This window comes from Pseudomonas sp. KBS0707, from assembly GCF_005937945.2.
In the GTDB taxonomy this organism is placed as follows: Bacteria; Pseudomonadota; Gammaproteobacteria; order Pseudomonadales; family Pseudomonadaceae; genus Aquipseudomonas; species Aquipseudomonas amygdali.
The window spans coordinates 90,318-106,400 of record NZ_CP041755.1 but is presented as its reverse complement, the minus strand read 5'-3'; the positions used below and the strand labels follow the sequence as shown (position 1 = coordinate 106,400).

Annotated in this window: 10 protein-coding genes and 9 pseudogenes; 14 read left to right on the top strand and 5 right to left on the bottom strand. The window is 52.3% G+C overall.

The annotated features are described in order from the left end of the window. Positions 1-2: 2 nt before the first annotated feature. Positions 3-900 (top strand): annotated as a pseudogene (locus FFH21_RS30145) (ExeA family protein); the annotation flags it as partial. A gap of 309 nt (positions 901-1,209) precedes the next feature. Then, positions 1,210-1,866, top strand: a complete 657-nt coding sequence (locus FFH21_RS29400) for a YopT-type cysteine protease domain-containing protein (protein ID WP_011282458.1) — start codon at positions 1,210-1,212, stop codon at positions 1,864-1,866. 49 nt (positions 1,867-1,915) lie between these two features. Here FFH21_RS29400 and FFH21_RS29395 read toward each other — a convergent pair. After that, a pseudogene (locus FFH21_RS29395) lies at positions 1,916-2,156 on the bottom strand (recombinase family protein); the annotation flags it as partial. Positions 2,157-3,131: 975 nt separating this feature from the next. Between FFH21_RS29395 and xopAH the strand changes: the two are divergent. Both xopAH and FFH21_RS29370 read left to right on the top strand, forming a co-directional pair. Next, the gene (xopAH, locus tag FFH21_RS29380; protein ID WP_032491256.1) at positions 3,132-4,247 is read left to right on the top strand and encodes a XopAH/AvrB family type III secretion system effector; all 1,116 of its coding nucleotides are present in this window, start codon (positions 3,132-3,134) and stop codon (positions 4,245-4,247) included. A gap of 99 nt (positions 4,248-4,346) precedes the next feature. Further along, positions 4,347-4,706 (top strand): annotated as a pseudogene (locus FFH21_RS29370) (transposase zinc-binding domain-containing protein); the annotation flags it as partial. On the opposite strand, the pseudogene FFH21_RS29365 reads toward FFH21_RS29370, so the two are convergent. After that, positions 4,705-5,463 (bottom strand): annotated as a pseudogene (locus FFH21_RS29365) (transposase); the annotation flags it as partial. The pseudogenes FFH21_RS29370 and FFH21_RS29365 sit on opposite strands and share 2 nt — an antisense overlap. Before the next feature lie 451 nt (positions 5,464-5,914). On the opposite strand from FFH21_RS29365, the pseudogene FFH21_RS29355 reads away from it, so the two are divergent. After that, a pseudogene (locus FFH21_RS29355) lies at positions 5,915-6,622 on the top strand (IS5-like element ISPsy2 family transposase); the annotation flags it as partial. Between the two features lie 62 nt (positions 6,623-6,684). Here the strand turns inward: FFH21_RS29355 and FFH21_RS29345 are convergent. Further along, positions 6,685-7,341: pseudogene (locus tag FFH21_RS29345) on the bottom strand (IS256-like element ISPsy17 family transposase); the annotation flags it as partial. A 492-nt stretch (positions 7,342-7,833) separates the two neighbouring features. Between FFH21_RS29345 and FFH21_RS29340 the strand changes: the two are divergent. Next, a pseudogene (locus FFH21_RS29340) lies at positions 7,834-8,298 on the top strand (IS256 family transposase); the annotation flags it as partial. A gap of 141 nt (positions 8,299-8,439) precedes the next feature. On the opposite strand, the pseudogene FFH21_RS29335 reads toward FFH21_RS29340, so the two are convergent. Both FFH21_RS29335 and FFH21_RS31255 read right to left on the bottom strand, forming a co-directional pair. Then, a pseudogene (locus tag FFH21_RS29335) lies at positions 8,440-8,598 on the bottom strand (IS3 family transposase); the annotation flags it as partial. Beyond that, a pseudogene (locus FFH21_RS31255) lies at positions 8,597-8,731 on the bottom strand (transposase); the annotation flags it as partial. The pseudogenes FFH21_RS29335 and FFH21_RS31255, both read right to left, overlap by 2 nt. 162 nt (positions 8,732-8,893) lie before the next feature. Here FFH21_RS31255 and FFH21_RS29325 point away from each other — a divergent pair. The 8 genes from FFH21_RS29325 to FFH21_RS29290 all read left to right on the top strand — a co-directional run bounded on the left by FFH21_RS29325 (position 8,894) and on the right by FFH21_RS29290 (position 15,791). Further along, positions 8,894-9,829 (top strand): AvrD family protein, encoded by a 936-nt coding sequence (locus tag FFH21_RS29325; RefSeq protein ID WP_011282454.1) that lies wholly within the window; start codon positions 8,894-8,896, stop codon positions 9,827-9,829. A 240-nt stretch (positions 9,830-10,069) separates the two neighbouring features. Continuing rightward, positions 10,070-10,717 carry a histidine phosphatase family protein gene (locus FFH21_RS29320; RefSeq protein WP_004667074.1) on the top strand — a complete coding sequence of 216 codons (648 nt, stop codon included), beginning with the start codon at positions 10,070-10,072 and terminating at the stop codon, positions 10,715-10,717. Positions 10,718-10,955: 238 nt separating this feature from the next. Next, complete coding sequence (locus tag FFH21_RS29315; RefSeq protein WP_003381339.1) at positions 10,956-11,783, top strand: TauD/TfdA family dioxygenase; 828 nt, start codon at positions 10,956-10,958, stop codon at positions 11,781-11,783. A 17-nt stretch (positions 11,784-11,800) separates the two neighbouring features. Beyond that, positions 11,801-12,835: a sulfotransferase domain-containing protein gene (locus FFH21_RS29310; RefSeq protein WP_004661635.1), complete on the top strand. Its 1,035-nt coding sequence runs from the start codon at positions 11,801-11,803 to the stop codon at positions 12,833-12,835. 40 nt (positions 12,836-12,875) lie between these two features. Continuing rightward, complete coding sequence (locus tag FFH21_RS29305; protein ID WP_081002653.1) at positions 12,876-14,078, top strand: aspartate aminotransferase family protein; 1,203 nt, start codon at positions 12,876-12,878, stop codon at positions 14,076-14,078. A 36-nt stretch (positions 14,079-14,114) separates the two neighbouring features. Next, entirely contained in the window at positions 14,115-14,771 is a 657-nt protein-coding gene (locus tag FFH21_RS29300; protein ID WP_007247578.1) for a 2OG-Fe(II) oxygenase, read from the top strand. Further along, a complete protein-coding gene (locus tag FFH21_RS29295; protein ID WP_004661630.1) occupies positions 14,771-15,349 on the top strand; it encodes an AAA family ATPase in 579 nt (192 codons plus the stop codon). The genes FFH21_RS29300 and FFH21_RS29295 overlap by 1 nt, the downstream gene beginning before the upstream one ends. 205 nt (positions 15,350-15,554) lie before the next feature. After that, complete coding sequence (locus tag FFH21_RS29290) at positions 15,555-15,791, top strand: carbon storage regulator (protein ID WP_004667076.1); 237 nt, start codon at positions 15,555-15,557, stop codon at positions 15,789-15,791. Positions 15,792-16,083: the final 292 nt, after the last annotated feature.

Sequence of the window (16,083 nt, the reverse complement as noted above, 5' to 3'; positions counted from 1 at the left end):
ACCATCAGCAACTGATCAAAGACATCAAGAGCGCGATCTTCGAAGGCCGCCTGATTGCACTCTGTGGCGTCATCGGCAGTGGCAAAACAGTGATGCTGCGACGGCTTCAACAGGTGATGGAGGCAGAGAAGAAAATCACCGTGTCCAAGTTCCCTTGCCATTGAGAAGCACAGCATCAAGCTGGCCACCTTCATCGTCGCGCTCTACTACGACCTGTCCACCGAAAAACAGGTACGCATCCCGACCCAAGGGGAAAAGCGTGAGCGCGATTTGCGCGAGCTGGTGAAGAAGAACAAACGCCCAGTGGCGCTGTTCGTAGATGAGGCCCATGACCTCAATGGCCATACGCTGACCGGACTTAAGCGCTTGATGGAGCTGGTCGAGGACGGTGACGGTCGGTTGTCGGTGGTGCTGGCCGGGCATCCCAAACTGCGTAACGATCTGCGCCGGCCGACGATGGAGGAAATTGGCTACCGCACCGACATCTTCTCACTCGACGGCATCGCTGGCAGTCAGCGTGAGTACATCCACTGGCTGCTGGAGACCTGCACGGAGGGCAGGGTTGAAGCTGAATCGATTCTGACCGAAGACGCCATCGACCTGCTCGCCACCAAGTTGCGCACACCGCTGCAAATCCAACTGCACATCAGCCTGGCACTGGAGGCCGGTTACCTGACCGGCGAGAAACCTGTCTCAGCGGAGTTGGTGGAATCTGTGCTGTCGCGACAACTGGATGATCTGGAACCAACCCTGACGCGCCATGGCTACCGCATCAAAGATTTGGTTGAGCAGTTCGACGCCAAGCCTACCGAGATCAAGGCGCTGTTCAGCAACGCGCTCGATCCGGCCCGAGCCGCTGAACTGCGTGACAAAATGCTGGCCGCAGGGCTGCCGATTTGATTCGGGCCGAAGACCGGTCAGTTGCAGTTAATGTGAGCCGGAGACGATGGAATGCAAGCCGATGCGGCTGAATGCAAGCTCGCTCGCAATTAATCTGAGCCAGACGGCTCTGTCGGTCGCAGTTAATCTAAGCGTGAAAATTGCGCTGATTGCGAGCACGGCTGTTTTCGATTGCAAGCCGCTACACCTAACGCCAACCTAGAACTGACCCTCTGGGTAAAACTGGCGCTTTGAGCTGCCATGCCTTTTCAGCGGAACTGATAGAAGGTCTCGACCACTCAGTGTTTCTACTTTTCAGAGGATATGCGCGTGAGAGTATCAAACACTTTGCAACCAGCGGTCGAACATACTACTCAAGCAACTATAGGGGGATGCTCCAGCTCCACAGCTTCACGCATCAAAGAGATACCTTTCAAGCAAGCAGATGAGCTGGCAAGAGTCGGCGATCAACGAGCGGCCTGCGTTGTGTTAACCGCAGCGTGGTTGGACCGCGTCCACCATCACTCACAACCGGCCGAAGCACGTATCGATCATATGCGACATAGAGCGACCCTGGAACAAGTTGCTGAGCGTCAGCAGACGTACCGTAATCATGAAATAAATAATCCTCGTACTCCGTACGAAATATTATTCTCTCCCACCTTCCGAGATTATTCATTGCGTCTCAGTAATGCTCGCATTCTTGATATTATGAGCGATGAAGAACAAGCTATGGGAAGCATGGCAAATACGCTGCGAGATCCCAATTCGTCCCATGTTCTTGTTATCGTGAGGATGAACGGAGATAACCATGCGATTGCCACGCACTGTACTGGTAACAAATTACATGTATTTGATCCGAATCATGGAGAATACAGTTTTAAAGCTGACACAGGTACCGTTGAGGAGAGCATGCGAGATATAATTCAAGCCTATTCGAGTAGATTTCCGGTCCCAGAAATACATATTCTGCCTGTGCGCTCGTAAGTCTTTGATACAGGTTTATGCGTAGTGAACAGGGGGCTGGGGAGCAATGACGGCTGATTCGGTCGGCCTTCTCTGCGATGACGACTTCACCAGGTTGCAGGTCCTCGATCATGCGCAACAGCTCGGGACGGTCGGATCGAGCGCCTAGGCGTTTTCGCGATAGACCGGCAGCCACGTAGTAGCCCGAGGTTCGAGGTTAGCGCTTTGCCAATGATTGCTTCTTGGCGCTGCAAGTCCTGGTCTTCGGTACTGACACGTAGGTAGATCCGCGCGACATTGAGAGTCGTCATGATGGTAGCCTATTTAGGCGTACTTAACTGAGACATCAACGGCGAGCAATCACTTGCAAATAATTCCGGTTCATGACGGTCGATTGCAGGTCTAACCGGATGAATGCAGGTTCATTCGCAAATAATCCCGGTTTGCTGGCTCGGATAGACGCAATCGATCCCGGTCGAAAAACGCGATGATTGCAGGTCGGGGCCATTTCGATTGCAGGTCGTTACAGGTAGCCGAACACCCCTATTTATATCGTTCTGGGCGAGCGCCAGGCACTCGCGAGCTGGTGGCTCACCCAAACTACGTCTTGGTCTAACGTGTCACCCTCAAGCGCATCGAGGTCGTGAACCTCAACGCTCAGGCGATTGCGCAGATGAGGTACGTGAAGCCCTGACAGGGCCTAGGTGCGTCCGCACCTAGGCTTCGCGGTGAAATAACCTGCATTAATGCTTGTTGATAGGGATTTTCACTGCATAAGTAACGCATCAGCGTCTTCCTACCCATCGCTTTGAAGGCATGACGCCTCCGTCATAGCGTCAGCCTGATGCATAGGCATTTTGAAATTCCTATGCATGAACGTAATCCACGCTAGGCAGGAATACCCCTCTCCCTGATTGGTGGCGTATTTGCGGGTATTAAGCGGCTGCTTGCTGAGCGTCCGTAGGACGATCCTCTTTCGGACAGCTCAGTCGGCATAGGGAATGACAGGAATGGAGTCACTGGCCATTATTCTTAAGTCGGTTCGCTGTTCCATTGCTACCCGGACCCCAGGGTCAGGTCTCGGCCTTGCCTTGGAACCGTTCTGCAACTCGTGCCACTAAGCTTTGACTATTCGTGCATGGTAGCATGTATGAAGGTAGATACTTTCTAGTCATACGATTATCGGGCATGACCGCTTGATGTGTACTACATTCGGAAAAATCAGGCGAAGTTAGGGCTTATTTCCTGTTGGAAACGCTTGCTGTACAGTTCTTCCACGTCCTGCAATGCCACCTAGAATAACAATACTTCATATTTTATATATATTGAAACAGAGGTTAAAAATGGGAAATGTTTGTTTCCGGCCTAGTAGAAGCCACGTTTCGCAAGAATTTTCTCAATCAGAATTTTCCGCAGCCAGTCCAGTCAGGACATCTGAACGCCCCTCGGATGCATCACTAGATGCTGGGCTAGAAAGCTCGAGTGCTTGTCACAGAAGCGGCCTGCGCGGTCCTGCGAAGCATTCCATGCTCAGTTTAGAAGAAATTGGCCTAGTCGGTGCTGCGCGCTGGCCAGATGATGCGCCGGGCTTAAATATTTCCAACAAAAGCAATACTCAAGAAAATAAGCGATACTGTGAAAGCTTATATCAAGCAGCACGAATTGCTGGTGGCTCCATAGCGTCTGGCAGAGTTACTAGTTTCGATGGGCTTTGGCGAAACGCAACAAAATGGCGCTTATCTAGAATTCTTTCGGGCGATGCGTCAAAAATCGACTTCGCTACTGTTCGCATGCCCAATACCAGATTCGTAACTTCTTTGAGGCGACCGTATCACTCAGTAATTGAGCGAGTTAGAAATCATTCTGATGCAAATTCGGAAATATACGAAGGAGAATATCTAGGCGGAATTGAGACCAAGGTCTATCGTCAGCATGGCACGATTTCAAGTACAACTATTCCGATGACGATAGTAAGTGCAGTAGCGGATGACGATGATATACATGAAAGGTTAAAGAGCCTGCCAAAGAATGAGCGGCGGCACCTGAAAGATTTGATGGCGGCGTCACACCCTAACATGATCACACACACTGATGCAGTATATCTTCCAATGATCAAGGATCATTTAGAATCATTATATTTGCAAGCGATAGACCCTTCGCTTGAGCAGCACGAGGCCCTCGAGTTGATCGCTCGGATACACTGGTGGGCTGCAAGTGCAGCACCAGATAGGCGTGGCAGTGCTGCCAAAGCAGAGTTCGCCGCAAGATCAATCGCGTTCGCTCATGGTATTGAACTACCGCCATTCGAGCATGGTGCAGTTCCTGATATTGAAGCAATGCTCAGATCTGAAGAGCAATTTGTAGAAGATTACCCTAACCTTTTTGAGCGGCCCCCTCAGTAAGAACAGGGCAGCCTGCGGCTGCAAATCGCCCGTTCTTACGATCGCGTAGCAGCAGAAACATCGATTTGAGCTTTGCCATGAGGCCCGTTATTGACCATCATGAAGCCTGCTTACCCACCGCTGCTGCTTCAGATGAGTCCTGCCTACACACCTCGACCGCTCAAAAACCTCTTCACCGCTAACCAGTGCTGGGCACACCTCCTCGAGGAGGGCGGCTTACGCGACATCGAAGTCGAGTCCGTCACCAAAATGCTCGCCTGCGGCACCTCGATACTGGGCGTCAAACACTACACCTGCGGCAACCACAGCTGCCCGCACGTCAAATACCTGTGCAACACCTGCCATTGCCGGGCCTGTCCCTCCTGCGGCAAAAAGGCCACCGACCAGTGGATCACCGTGCAAAACAACCGTCTGCCCGACTGCCCCTGGCAGCATCTGGTGTTCACGCTGCCCGACACGGATCGACGTTTAGAAAGGCTTTGGCCATCTGCACAAAATACAGCTTCGGTGTCGGTCCTGGCGTCGCCATCTTCAGTGCTTCATAGACCTTTGGCAGGTACTGCCCGCAGACCCGATTGGCCAGAAAACCAAAATACCGGATCATCCGGAAATGCTTTTCCGGGATGTGCTGCACCACCCGGAAAAGCATGTCGGCCTGGCTCAGCGTTTCCTGCTGATAGGTCTGTGTGCGGTGATCCAGGTAGGTGAAGCTCAACGTGGCCCCGTTGGTGTAATGCGCCAGACGACTGCCCGAGATGGGCGGTTTTTTCAGGTAGCGGCCCAGGTAATTGACGGTCTTTCGGCCGTTTTTCGTCTTCTTCGACAAGTGGATGTGCCAGTGCTGGCCACCAGCGGTCAGTATCAAACGGCGCCAGTCGCTTTCACAGAGGATGTGGGCCAGCGGCGGCGGCATCGTCAGTTGCGAAAGCGGCTGTCCCAGCAGGTAATCGCGCACCAGCCACATCCAGCGCCGCCGCAGGGCCTCTTTGTGGAACGACAGATTTTTCCAGACGCCCTGCTCATCCAGGCCGCCCGCGGTCACCGACAGGTGGACGTGGGGATGCCAGTTGAGCCGCCGGCCATAGGTGTGCAGCGCCCCTTAAATCCCGACGCGCAAACCGCGCCGCTTGGCGGCGTAGATCAGGTTATCGGCCGCCAGCCGAAACAGCGCATCGAGCAGCCAGCGGTTGTAGAAGAACAGGGGCCATAGCGTTCCGCTGCGTGCTGTGTGGCGCGCGGATGGTATACACGGCGGCAATCAGCGGGCTGACGGTGCAGGGACTGAACCTCAACGCTCAGGCGATTGCGCAGATGAGGTACGTGAAGCCCTGACAGGGCCTAGGTGCGTCCGCACCTAGGCTTCGCGGTGAAATAACCTGCATTAATGCTTGTTGATAGGGATTTTCACTGCATAAGTAACGCATCAGCGTCTTCCTACCCATCGCTTTGAAGGCATGACGCCTCCGTCATAGCGTCAGCCTGATGCATAGGCATTTTGAAATTCCTATGCATCGAGCGTTTCTGCATGCCTTACGCCGTTTTTTCATCGACTTTGAACTGTGGGACTGGGGACGTCTAAAGTTCAGCCCCCGTCATCACCTGGCCACACCTCGTACTGTGGCGTTCAACTCGGGTATGCCGGCAAGCGCAAGCAGACCCGTAAGGAATTGTTCCTGATCGAGATGGATCAGGTGGTGCCCTGGAAAGGTTTGATTGCCCTGATTGAGCCCTATTATCCAAAAGGAGAAGGTGGCCGGCCCGCCTACCCACTGATGGCGATGCTGCGTGTTCATCTGATGCAGAACTGGTTCGGCTACAGCGATCCGGCGATGGAAGAAGCGCTGTATGAGACGACCATCCTGCGTCAGTTTTCAGGCCTGAGCCTGGAGCGCATTCCAGACGAAACCACGATTCTCAACTTCCGTCATCTGCTGGAAAAGCACGAGTTGGCGACCGGGATTCTCGGCGTAATTAATGGTTATCTGGGCGACCGTGGCTTGTCGTTGCGTCAAGGCACCATCGTCGATGCCACGCTGATCCACGCGCCCAGTTCGACCAAGAACAAGGATGGCAAACGCGATCCTGAGATGCATCAAACCAAGAAAGGTAACCAGTACTATTTCGGCGCCAAGGCTCACATCGGCGCCGACGACGAGTCAGGCCTGGTGCACAGCGTGGTAGTAACAGCGGCCAATGTGGCAGACGTCACGCAGGTTGCCAAACTGCTACACGGCGAGGAAAACGTAGTCTGCGCCGACGCAGGTTACACCGGGGTTGAGAAGCGCGAAGAACATGCTGGGCGCAAGGTCATTTGGCAGATTGCCGCCCGCCGCAGCACTTACAAAAAGCACGGAAAACGCAGTGTTTTGTACAAGGGGGAGTATCAGTTTTTTTGTGTTCGGGCTGGTTAGGGCCTGCCGTCAGGCAGGCCCTTGTTTTACCAGCTCGGTCTGGTAAATCGGTCTCCGTACAGGATCGCAAATTGATTCATTGCCACTTTCCAGTCGTGTGCCGCATGACCCCAGTTGGCGGTGATGTTGCGCAACCCAAGCCATATCAGTTTCGTCGCAGCCTCATCGGTCGGGAAGTGCCCTCGAGTCTTGATGATCTTGCGTAACTGGGCATTGATGCTCTCGATGGCATTGGTCGTGTAAACCACTTTGCGAATGCCCGCCGGAAAAACAAAAAACGGTATAACCCGATCCCAGGCGCGACGCCATGCAGCAACTACAGTCGGATACTGCTTGCCCCAGGGGCCCGCTTCAAAGGCGTTAAGCTCTTGCTCAGCCACATCGGCATTGATCGCCTGGTAGATCGGCTTGAGTGCTTTGGCCAGTGCCCGACGTTTATCCCAAGCGGCATAGTCCAAGCTGTTGCGGATCAGATGCACGATGCAGGTTTGCAGCGTCGTGGCAGGAAAAACCGCCCCCAACGCCTCCGGTATTCCTTTGAGGCCATCCGTGACGGCGATCAGAACATCTTCAACGCCACGAGTCTTGAGGTCGTTGAACACCTTCATCCAAAACTTGGCACCCTCGGTGCTCTCGATCCATATACCCAGAATGTCGCGCGTGCCATCAGGTAATACCCCCACCCTCGCCCAATGATGAGCGCCTGAGCAAGCCTCCATACCAATCAAGCACGGGGGCAACTGGGCGATCAATGGCACCAGTTGATCCCGCGCAACCTTGGGCTTCACCAAGGTGGCTTTACCAGCCTCATTGATGCCGTGAACGGCGAATACGGCCTTGGCTAGATCGATTCCCACGGTAATAATTGGCATGGACTTCCCCTCCTGTGGTTTTGATGCAGGTTTGACACTTCATCATGGCACTTCGATGCCGATTCGCGACTTTCGCCGCGCCCTTGGGACGGGGAAGTCCCTTTCATTCGCTAGCGTGGATTTTGTCAGGTTGAGGTCATAGAAGTTGACGGCGATCCGTCAGGAAATACAGAAAACCGTCCTAGTCTGACAGGGGGCTGGTGAGCGGCCTGACGCCGGGTTGAGGTATACCCCAAGTGACACGAAAATCGAGACTGTCAGAAATTTTGTGTTCGGGCATAACATGTAGCTAGAGGTGCATGTATGCCGACCAAAAAGAAGTCCGCCAATGCAACAGCGAGGGAGTTGCCCTCGATTCCCCAAGAGCTGATCGAGCAGTTTGTTAAAGGCCCGATGAGCGCCGAAGCCATTCAAGACGCGTCCATGGCGTTCAAGAAGGCTCTGATCGAGCGTGCGCTAGGCGCCGAGCTGGGTCACCACCTTGGTTACCCTCAGGGCGCGGAGCGCCCTGAGGAGTCGACCAATCAGCGTAATGGCAAAAGCAGCAAGACGGTTCTGACCGACGACGGGCCGCTTCGCCTGGATATCCCCAGAGACCGCGATGGTAGCTTCGCCCCGATCCTGATTCCCAAGCACGAACGCCGTTTTACAGGCTTCGACGACAAGATAATTGCCATGTACGCCCGGGGCATGACGGTGCGTGAGATCCGCGCTTTTCTGTCTGAGCAGTATGGAACTGACGTGTCCCATGACTTCATCAGCTCAGTTGTCACCGCCACTGTAAAAATGCCCCCCCTAACGCCAACCTAGAATTGACCCCCCTGGGTAAAACTGGCGGCTTTGATCTGTGAGGCAGTGACCCGACCCAGCATGCGGTTTGTCCCTGTTAAAGACGAGCATCTGTAGTGGTCAACTGATCCCGGACACGACGTTAAGTCTTTTTTCGGACTGAGCTGGCGCCAGTCCGTTATTGAACTGGTGTGGCCGAATCCAGTTGTAGCGATGCATCAGATAATGACTGATGTCTCGCTGAGCCTCTTGGGCCGTCATGTAGCCCACGGTCGGTAACCCAGCGACGCAGTGCGGACTCGACAACTCCCAGCGAGCGAGAGGCCTCAATGTGGCTATAGCCTTGATCGAGCACGAGGCCTGCGGCCTCGCGTTTGAATTCAGCGGAAAAGGTACGGCGTTGTTTGGTCAGCTGCGCCAAATAAAGCTTTGGCGTTGACCTACGTTTGCATGGAACCAAATCCGTCCCAAAGGCCACACATGGCCACAAATTTTCTAAAACTTGGTGGCTGTATAGCTTCAGCAGTCGAAAACCTTTAAAAGTAGTAAACAATGGTTTATAAGGAATGTATCCATGCAAGACCTTAGCTTTAGCACTATAGAAAATCATTTGGGACCCGCTAAAGATCGTTTCTTTGGTGATGGTTTCAAACATGTGGAGTATAGTGCTAGACATGTTAATCTTACTGAAAGTGAAGCGAACGCAAGTATAAGTCTTAGCTACCCAGCCAACTGGTCAAAAAAGAACGATAGTGGCGAACTAATACCGCACTTGAGCTCCATTGACGCATTGACAATTTCAATTAATCTAAGCCAGGATATTCTACTGAATAGATTCAAAAGTATTGATCACTGTTGGGTGAGAAGAATATCTATCAGGGCCGGAAAAAAACCTGAAGAAGATCTACGTAATATCAATGCGAAAATAACTAAAGAAAGCCAAGGCTTGGACTCCCAAGGGGATACGAATTTAATTTTTGGTGGTAATGTTGGCACGATGACAGTGCAGTTGGAGTTTATCATTCCCGCCGCTCACGAAGTCGACACCATTAAGGATAGTACCGAGAAAAACTGTTACTCTCTACATTTTAAAAATCGCACTCAATTCATCGACGATATTATTTTTTACTCGCCACTCAACGCCATATCAAAACTTTTTGTCGCTAATGATAACGAGCCCCATTTTTTACCTGGCGGAATCGAGGCTAATTACCCTAACATTATAAATCCCGTAGATTCACTTGTCAGTCACGCACAAATAGCGCAAGCACTTCTTTACAAACTCGATGGTTTGACTCGTGGTGAATCAAACACCTTATGGATGAGGAACTTGAATATTATCGCCGAGAATCCCGCAAAGCGCAGAGCGGCGACTCGATTACTAGTAACCGAACTAAAACGTGCTAATATTGTTTCATTAAAGGGTGAAAACTGGCGAGTAGCGGAAGTGGCTGGACATATGAATGGTATCACCTTTTCTAGTTCAGTTGCGCATTTATTACCCCTTTAGTATGCGTCCGGAAAAAAACAGCTGCTGATTCCCGAAAAAATTAAAATTTATCAGTAGCTTATTCTATACATCATAGGTAGATTATTTCGCGAATAGTACACAGGGGTGCAACATGAACGTTCGTATTGCCGCCTTGGGAAACGCTCTGTCGTCTTTTGAGGTCACAAATGAAGGCTTTGATAACTGCGCGTCATATAGAAGTTCTGTGCATCCAATAATAATGCTAAGTGACAACGCTCGATGATCATTGTCATTATCCGACATGGTGAAACGCCACAAAATTTGCTTGGCGTTTTTCAGGGACAGTCTGATCCTGAGCTGGATAACGTAGGGATAGATCGGTTCAAGGACACTGCCAGAACGCTTAAGAATGAGAAGTGGGATGCTATTTATAGCTCTAACTATAAACGCTCACTGGTTTCCGCAAATCTTTTGACAGTTGACGTTAACTTGAGAAGATTTGTTTCCACAGACTTTTCGGAGCGCCACTTGGGCGCACTGGACGGTAAGTCTAAGGAGCTTCTTATATCTGCTGATCCTGAGTTATCGAGAAAGTTAATAACACTTGAGTATACCCCATCCGGAGGGGAGTCGGGTCGTTCAGCGTTGGAGCGTTTTGTCCGTGGAATACATACTATTAAAAATAATCACCAAGGCCGGGTTATTGTTGTTTCTCATGGAGGTATTGTGGCACTTTTTGCTCACCACATGTTAGGGGTGCGACAGACTTCCTGCCTTCTAGAGCATGGTCATGCCCTAATAATAAAGGTCTCAGGGACTGAAATTAGTTTGATGGGCATGAATGTTCCACCCAATTCAATAGCGGAAGCGACGTACTATGGAAAATATCTTGACAAGGGATTCATGGGGCAGTGGGAGAGCATCTAGAAAAATCAGATGCCCCGTCACCGGCTCAGCTGACACATGACAGCGTGATGACCAAGCAGGGACTTTATTTCAGAGGGGTGTAAATAGAGTCGGTACTCGCGTGCTTAGCCTTTGGAGCCTACGAAAGCGAACGAGCACTCAATTAATGGTTTTCGATCATGAGGCAATCCATGCAAGCGCTTCTAAACTAACTTTTTTATATGGGATAGGTATGCAAAGCCGATTCAATGGATGGTCAATGCAGGTTCTTGAGGTGGATGATACGGCAGCGGTTGGTCGACATATTGATCAGTTTGGTTTCGCGATCGTTTCGGGGGAATGGAGATTCGATGCGTCTGATTTTGACCGCATGGCCGCACTTTACGGCTTGGGCCCAATGTACCAGTCGGATTTCAACCGGCTTGAGCATGCAGAAGGCATAGCATCATCGGGAATTAACCAGGTCGGAGGTCTGTCGAGCGGCAGCCATGTCGTGTTCAACGGCGCTACAGACGTGCCGCTTCATACCGATGGTTCCTATTTACCTATAGGCACCATCAAGACGTCGATCCTCTTTTGTAGAGAATCTGCGGCTCTCGGCGGGGAGTCCATTCTGTTCGATAGCGTGTCGGCATTTCGAGCACTGAGCGAGGATCATCCTGATCTTGCTCGGTCCTTGCTCGCCGATAATGCGTTCAGGCGCCGATCTACTAGTACGCGTTCGGGTAGGCAGTATCAACACATTGGGCCGATGTTTCTTCGTCGCGAAGACGGAGATATTGTTGGCGGCTTCACGCTCGATATCACGGCTGACTGGGAATACTCGCGTCGTATGGACGCACGGGTGATTGACGCAGCGGCGTATCTCATCCGGCTCGCCTCCGAAAACAGCGATTACACTCTGAAGTTTGGGTTGCATAAAGGGCAGGTGCTAATTATACGAAACGACCAGCTGTCGCATGGTCGATGCTCATATGTCGACGACCCTGCCAGGCCTCGAATCCTGTTTCGAGGACTCTTTCTGTCCTCACCATGCGATTCTGGTGCACCAACAGACTTGGTCTGTACCCGAGGTAGCCAATCTTGACTGAGGGAATGTCACATATGCCGGAGCAAGATGCGGGGGCGCAGTGGGCCTCATGGATATCGTGTCGCGCCAGTCAGCTTAAGTCGCGGATCCAGACCGACCTTAACGCCTACTCATTAAGCGACGACATGAAACAGGTCATTGTTGAATTTGTTCGCGAATATCGGAGGGGCGGTCGGGGCTGGAGCGAGAGGGGGATGCGCGGCGACGAGGTCATGGCGCCAATGCTCGGCGTCAGGGATACCGCCCCTGAACTGTTTGAACTCGTTCGTACGAAGATCGCACAGGCAGAGAAAGATAAATGGATGGGCGGCAGCTTGGACAGTAATGTCATGGCAGCGCAGTTGCAATATCGGCGATTTGTCATCGTATCTACGCCACGTTCAGGAACACATCTGCTGCGTACGCTGCTTGGCTCGCATCCGTGTATTGAGGTCCACGGTGAGGCGTTTAATCGATTCGGTCAGCACCTTTTGCCTTATTCGGTGCAGGACACGACGGCAGCCGGGGTTCTTGAAAGGCATCTATTTCGACCGTATTTCGAATATGTCGAAGCCGTCGGTTTCGTGCTCTTTCGCGATCTCGACACCCATTGGGCAGGCCAGAACGTGTGGGGCGCCTTAGCAGATGTCCGCGACCTAAAAATAATCCTGCTCGACCGACGCAACCGGCTGGAGCGACTTGTGTCGCTAAAGAAAAGCCTGTGCGATCACGTTTGGTACGTTGGCCGTGAAGATAAGAGGTTGAGGCCGCATGTGGAACTGTCGGTTCCGCTTCATGAACTCGTCGACTTCATTGACCGCGATCTTGTAAATCGGGCGCAATTCTGCGACCAGTTTCACGGGCACGACATATTGCCGATCACTTACGAAGAGTTGCTCGCGACTCCAGAAGTTGTGCACGCCCGTATGCTCAAGTTTCTTGGTGTGTCAGCTGCAATGCTTCAGTCCGGAACAGGTAAGAAGGAGAAGGCGCCGGTTTCGGCGGTGGTCAACAACATCGATCAATTGAAGTCAGAACTTTCAGGTACGAAATATGAGAGCTATATCTAATACGCCGCGACTGTATTGGCCTCCCTACACACCAATGAAAATGGATGATTGCAGGCCGAGCATTGTTCGTGGTGAGGGGGTTTATCTCTACGATGATACGGGTCGACGCTATATTGATGGTATCTCTGGTAGCTATAATCATTGCCTCGGACACTCGCACTTCGGGCTTATCGAGGCGGTGAAGGAGCAAGTTGATACACTCGTTCATGCGTGTAATATTTCTTCAAATACGGTACTCCCCGAAGCGCTTGCCGAGAGAATCAGTGGCAAACTGGTGAAGGCCAGACTTGTCCATACGTTTCTCGTCATGAGTGGAAGTGAAGGTGTCGAGGCCGCCCTCAAGATGGCGTGGCAGTATCAGATTAACCGCGGGTGCCCTCAGCGAACCAAAGTCGTTGCGATTGATGGTGCGTACCACGGCTGCACGCTGGGTGCGATGATAGCCACGCGTCGTGAATTCATCAATGAAGGGGCAGCGCCGTTACTTGCCGCTCACGCGATTGCGATGCCTATTCCATCAGGCCTTGAGGATATTTCACACTGGCGTGCGCTGCTGGCCGAACAGGAAACGACCATAGCTGCAATCGTCATCGAGCCTGTTATGGCGATGGCCGGGACCCGGCAGTTTCCGGATGGGTTCCTACGGGAATTGTCTGCGCTAGCAAAGAAGTACGATATCCCGTTTATCTGTGACGAGGTGTATTGCGGGGTAGGGCGCACAGGTGCATTTTGTGAATCCATTAACCAAGGTGCTAGCCCGGATATTGTCATTTTGAGCAAGTGCCTTGGTGGCGGTTTTCCGATTACCGCAGTGGTGACGACGGCAGACATGACCGACAGTTTTGCTGCGCAATCTATGCCACTTTTCAGGCATGGGCATACGCAGTCAGGCAATCTCCTTGGCTGTCGTGCAGCATTGTTCATTCTCGATTATCTAGACAGTCATCGTAGTTATGAGGTAGTGGCAGCGGGTGGTTCGCGACTGCTGCAGGGAATTCGCGAGAACTTGCAGACGACGAACAGTATCGTGAGCGTGCAGGGGAAAGGGCTTATGTTGTCGATTACATTCGAAACGTCGCAAGCGTGCACCCGCGCCCAACTTGCCGTTCGCAGACAGGGGGTTATTGTGGGGGCCGCCGATCGACATCTGAAGTTGGCGCCATCGTTCTTGATCAGCGAACCCGAAGCGGATGAGTTAACCGATCGCCTGGTCAGTTCAATTCGCAGTGTTTCGCAACAGTAAGCTCCCAGGTTCTGATAGTAATAAAGGAGGGTCCAAGTGTCTGGATACTTGGCGCTAAAACGGATTGCACACGGCACTCTACATGACGTACCGTTCAGGTGGGGACAGCTGTGCAACATATGGTGTGACGACACTATTGCGAATAAGCTTGCTGGCGATTTCCCGACCGAGGGTTTCAGTTATCGGGAACGTAACGGCGGCCACTTCTACCGACGTACTATTATTCCACTTGCATCGCACCATGTTCGCGAACCAGCGACCTTATCTGCCGCATGGGTCGATATGAGTAACGAACTTGTATCTGATTCGTTTCGGGCGGCCATGACCGAGTTTTGCGGAGTTGATCTCACTGACTATCCGATGGAAGCCGTTGCGTTTCGCAGCGGGCGCGATGCGCACTACTTGCCGCACGTCGATGCTTCGCTGCCTCGCGGTTTTCGTTTGATCGTCTATTTCAATGCACACTGGGAGGCAGACTGGGGTGGATTGTTCCGCATTCTCGATCCTTGCGATCATTGCAAAGCCCATCACACCGTTTTTCCTTTGGTTGGCAATGCCAGCATGATAGTCCGCGACGGACACTACGAGGACACGTGGCATGAGGTGACGCGTTTGTCGGGCAAAGAAGTTGTTACCCGCAATACGCTTAACATTACCTACTACGAGCCGGGCACAACGAGTACCGTTCAGTGATGACGACCCATAAAGCACGTGATGCTAAAAAACTGGTTCTTCTCTATGGCCCGCCCGCTGTTGGCAAGTTGACCGTGAGCAAGGAGCTAACGCAGCATCTATCCGCGATTCTTTTTCACAACCACTTGATATTCGACGTGGTCGCCAATTTGCTCCCGCCGGACTGCAGCTTTGAGGACTGCAAGCGGTTCACGTGCAGGCTTCGGCTTAGCGCGATGGAGTTGTTGCTCGAATGCGACGACAGGGTTGTCGTAACAACGTTTTGTTACCGTGGTATTGATGACGACTGGTACATCGACGCCCTGAAGGTGCTGTGCCAGAAATACCAGACGATTCCCTATTTTGTTCAGCTTACGGCTGCCAACGAGCATCTGCTCGATAGGGCGGAGAATGAAGACCGACGAGCATTCAGAAAGGTCAACAGTCGGACATGCCTTGAGGATATTTTGCGAAATAACAATAACTATGCGGCGTCCATACATGCCATCAACCATATTTGCCTGGATACTTCAACACTTGCGCCTTGGCGCGCTGCGCTCATGCTGATGGACTGGATTAATGGGCGACAGGAATTGTAGCGGCTTGCAATCGAAAACCCGCTTGCTCGCGTTTATGGGCCCTTTCTGGCTCGTTGCGTGTAGGCAAGGGATGCACTCAAGGTACCGGGCCAGTTGCCGGAGGGTGGCGGTTTTCAGCAGACAGTCAGCACGCCACCACGCGTCTGATAGGAAATTCGGCTACCGCGCCTAGAGCGCTTGGTGGCTGCTATTAAAGGAAATTCGTATGCTCGTTCTGACTCGCCGCGAAGGTGAAAATATTATGATTGGCGATGGAATTCAGATCCAAGTCCTAAGCGTTTCAGAGGAGACTGGGGATTTACGTATCCAGATTGAAGCCCCGGATGTCGTCGAGGCCCAGAGCAGAAACGTTGGTAACGAAGTGACTGATCGCAAGCCTGGTCCTGTTATTATTCATAAGCGCCGGTGGCGCTCGTTGGAAACGCAGGGTTACATTACATAGCCGCGCAGTATCACAAAGGCTACCTGGTCACGAACGGCAATGAGCCGCCCCAGTGCGGACACCTGCCTAGCTTGCTGAGGTGCGTTGCAGAAGGCCATAAGAAGTTGGGCGACCTCGAATCAAAAGTGGCCTTTGAAAATGAATTCCTGCACGTCCTTGGCCGGCTACGCCCTACGCCTTGCTGATGCTCCAATGGGTCGCCGTAGCCTTATGTGTAGCGGCTCGATAACATCGACCGCTTGACCCGATTACGTCGCCCGTTTCGGGACCACATTAGCTGAGAATATCGGCC

Bases quoted from the DNA above. Each gene is read 5' to 3' on its own strand.
- FFH21_RS29305 (WP_081002653.1), top strand. From the start codon at position 12,876: ATGGATGATTGCAGGCCGAGCATTGTTCGTGGTGAGGGGGTTTATCTC.
- xopAH (WP_032491256.1), top strand. From the start codon at position 3,132: ATGCCACCTAGAATAACAATACTTCATATTTTATATATATTGAAACAG.
- FFH21_RS29310 (WP_004661635.1), top strand. From the start codon at position 11,801: ATGCCGGAGCAAGATGCGGGGGCGCAGTGGGCCTCATGGATATCGTGT.
- FFH21_RS29320 (WP_004667074.1), top strand. From the start codon at position 10,070: ATGATCATTGTCATTATCCGACATGGTGAAACGCCACAAAATTTGCTT.
- FFH21_RS29325 (WP_011282454.1), top strand. From the start codon at position 8,894: ATGCAAGACCTTAGCTTTAGCACTATAGAAAATCATTTGGGACCCGCT.
- FFH21_RS29290 (WP_004667076.1), top strand. From the start codon at position 15,555: ATGCTCGTTCTGACTCGCCGCGAAGGTGAAAATATTATGATTGGCGAT.
- FFH21_RS29295 (WP_004661630.1), top strand. From the start codon at position 14,771: ATGACGACCCATAAAGCACGTGATGCTAAAAAACTGGTTCTTCTCTAT.
- FFH21_RS29315 (WP_003381339.1), top strand. From the start codon at position 10,956: ATGCAGGTTCTTGAGGTGGATGATACGGCAGCGGTTGGTCGACATATT.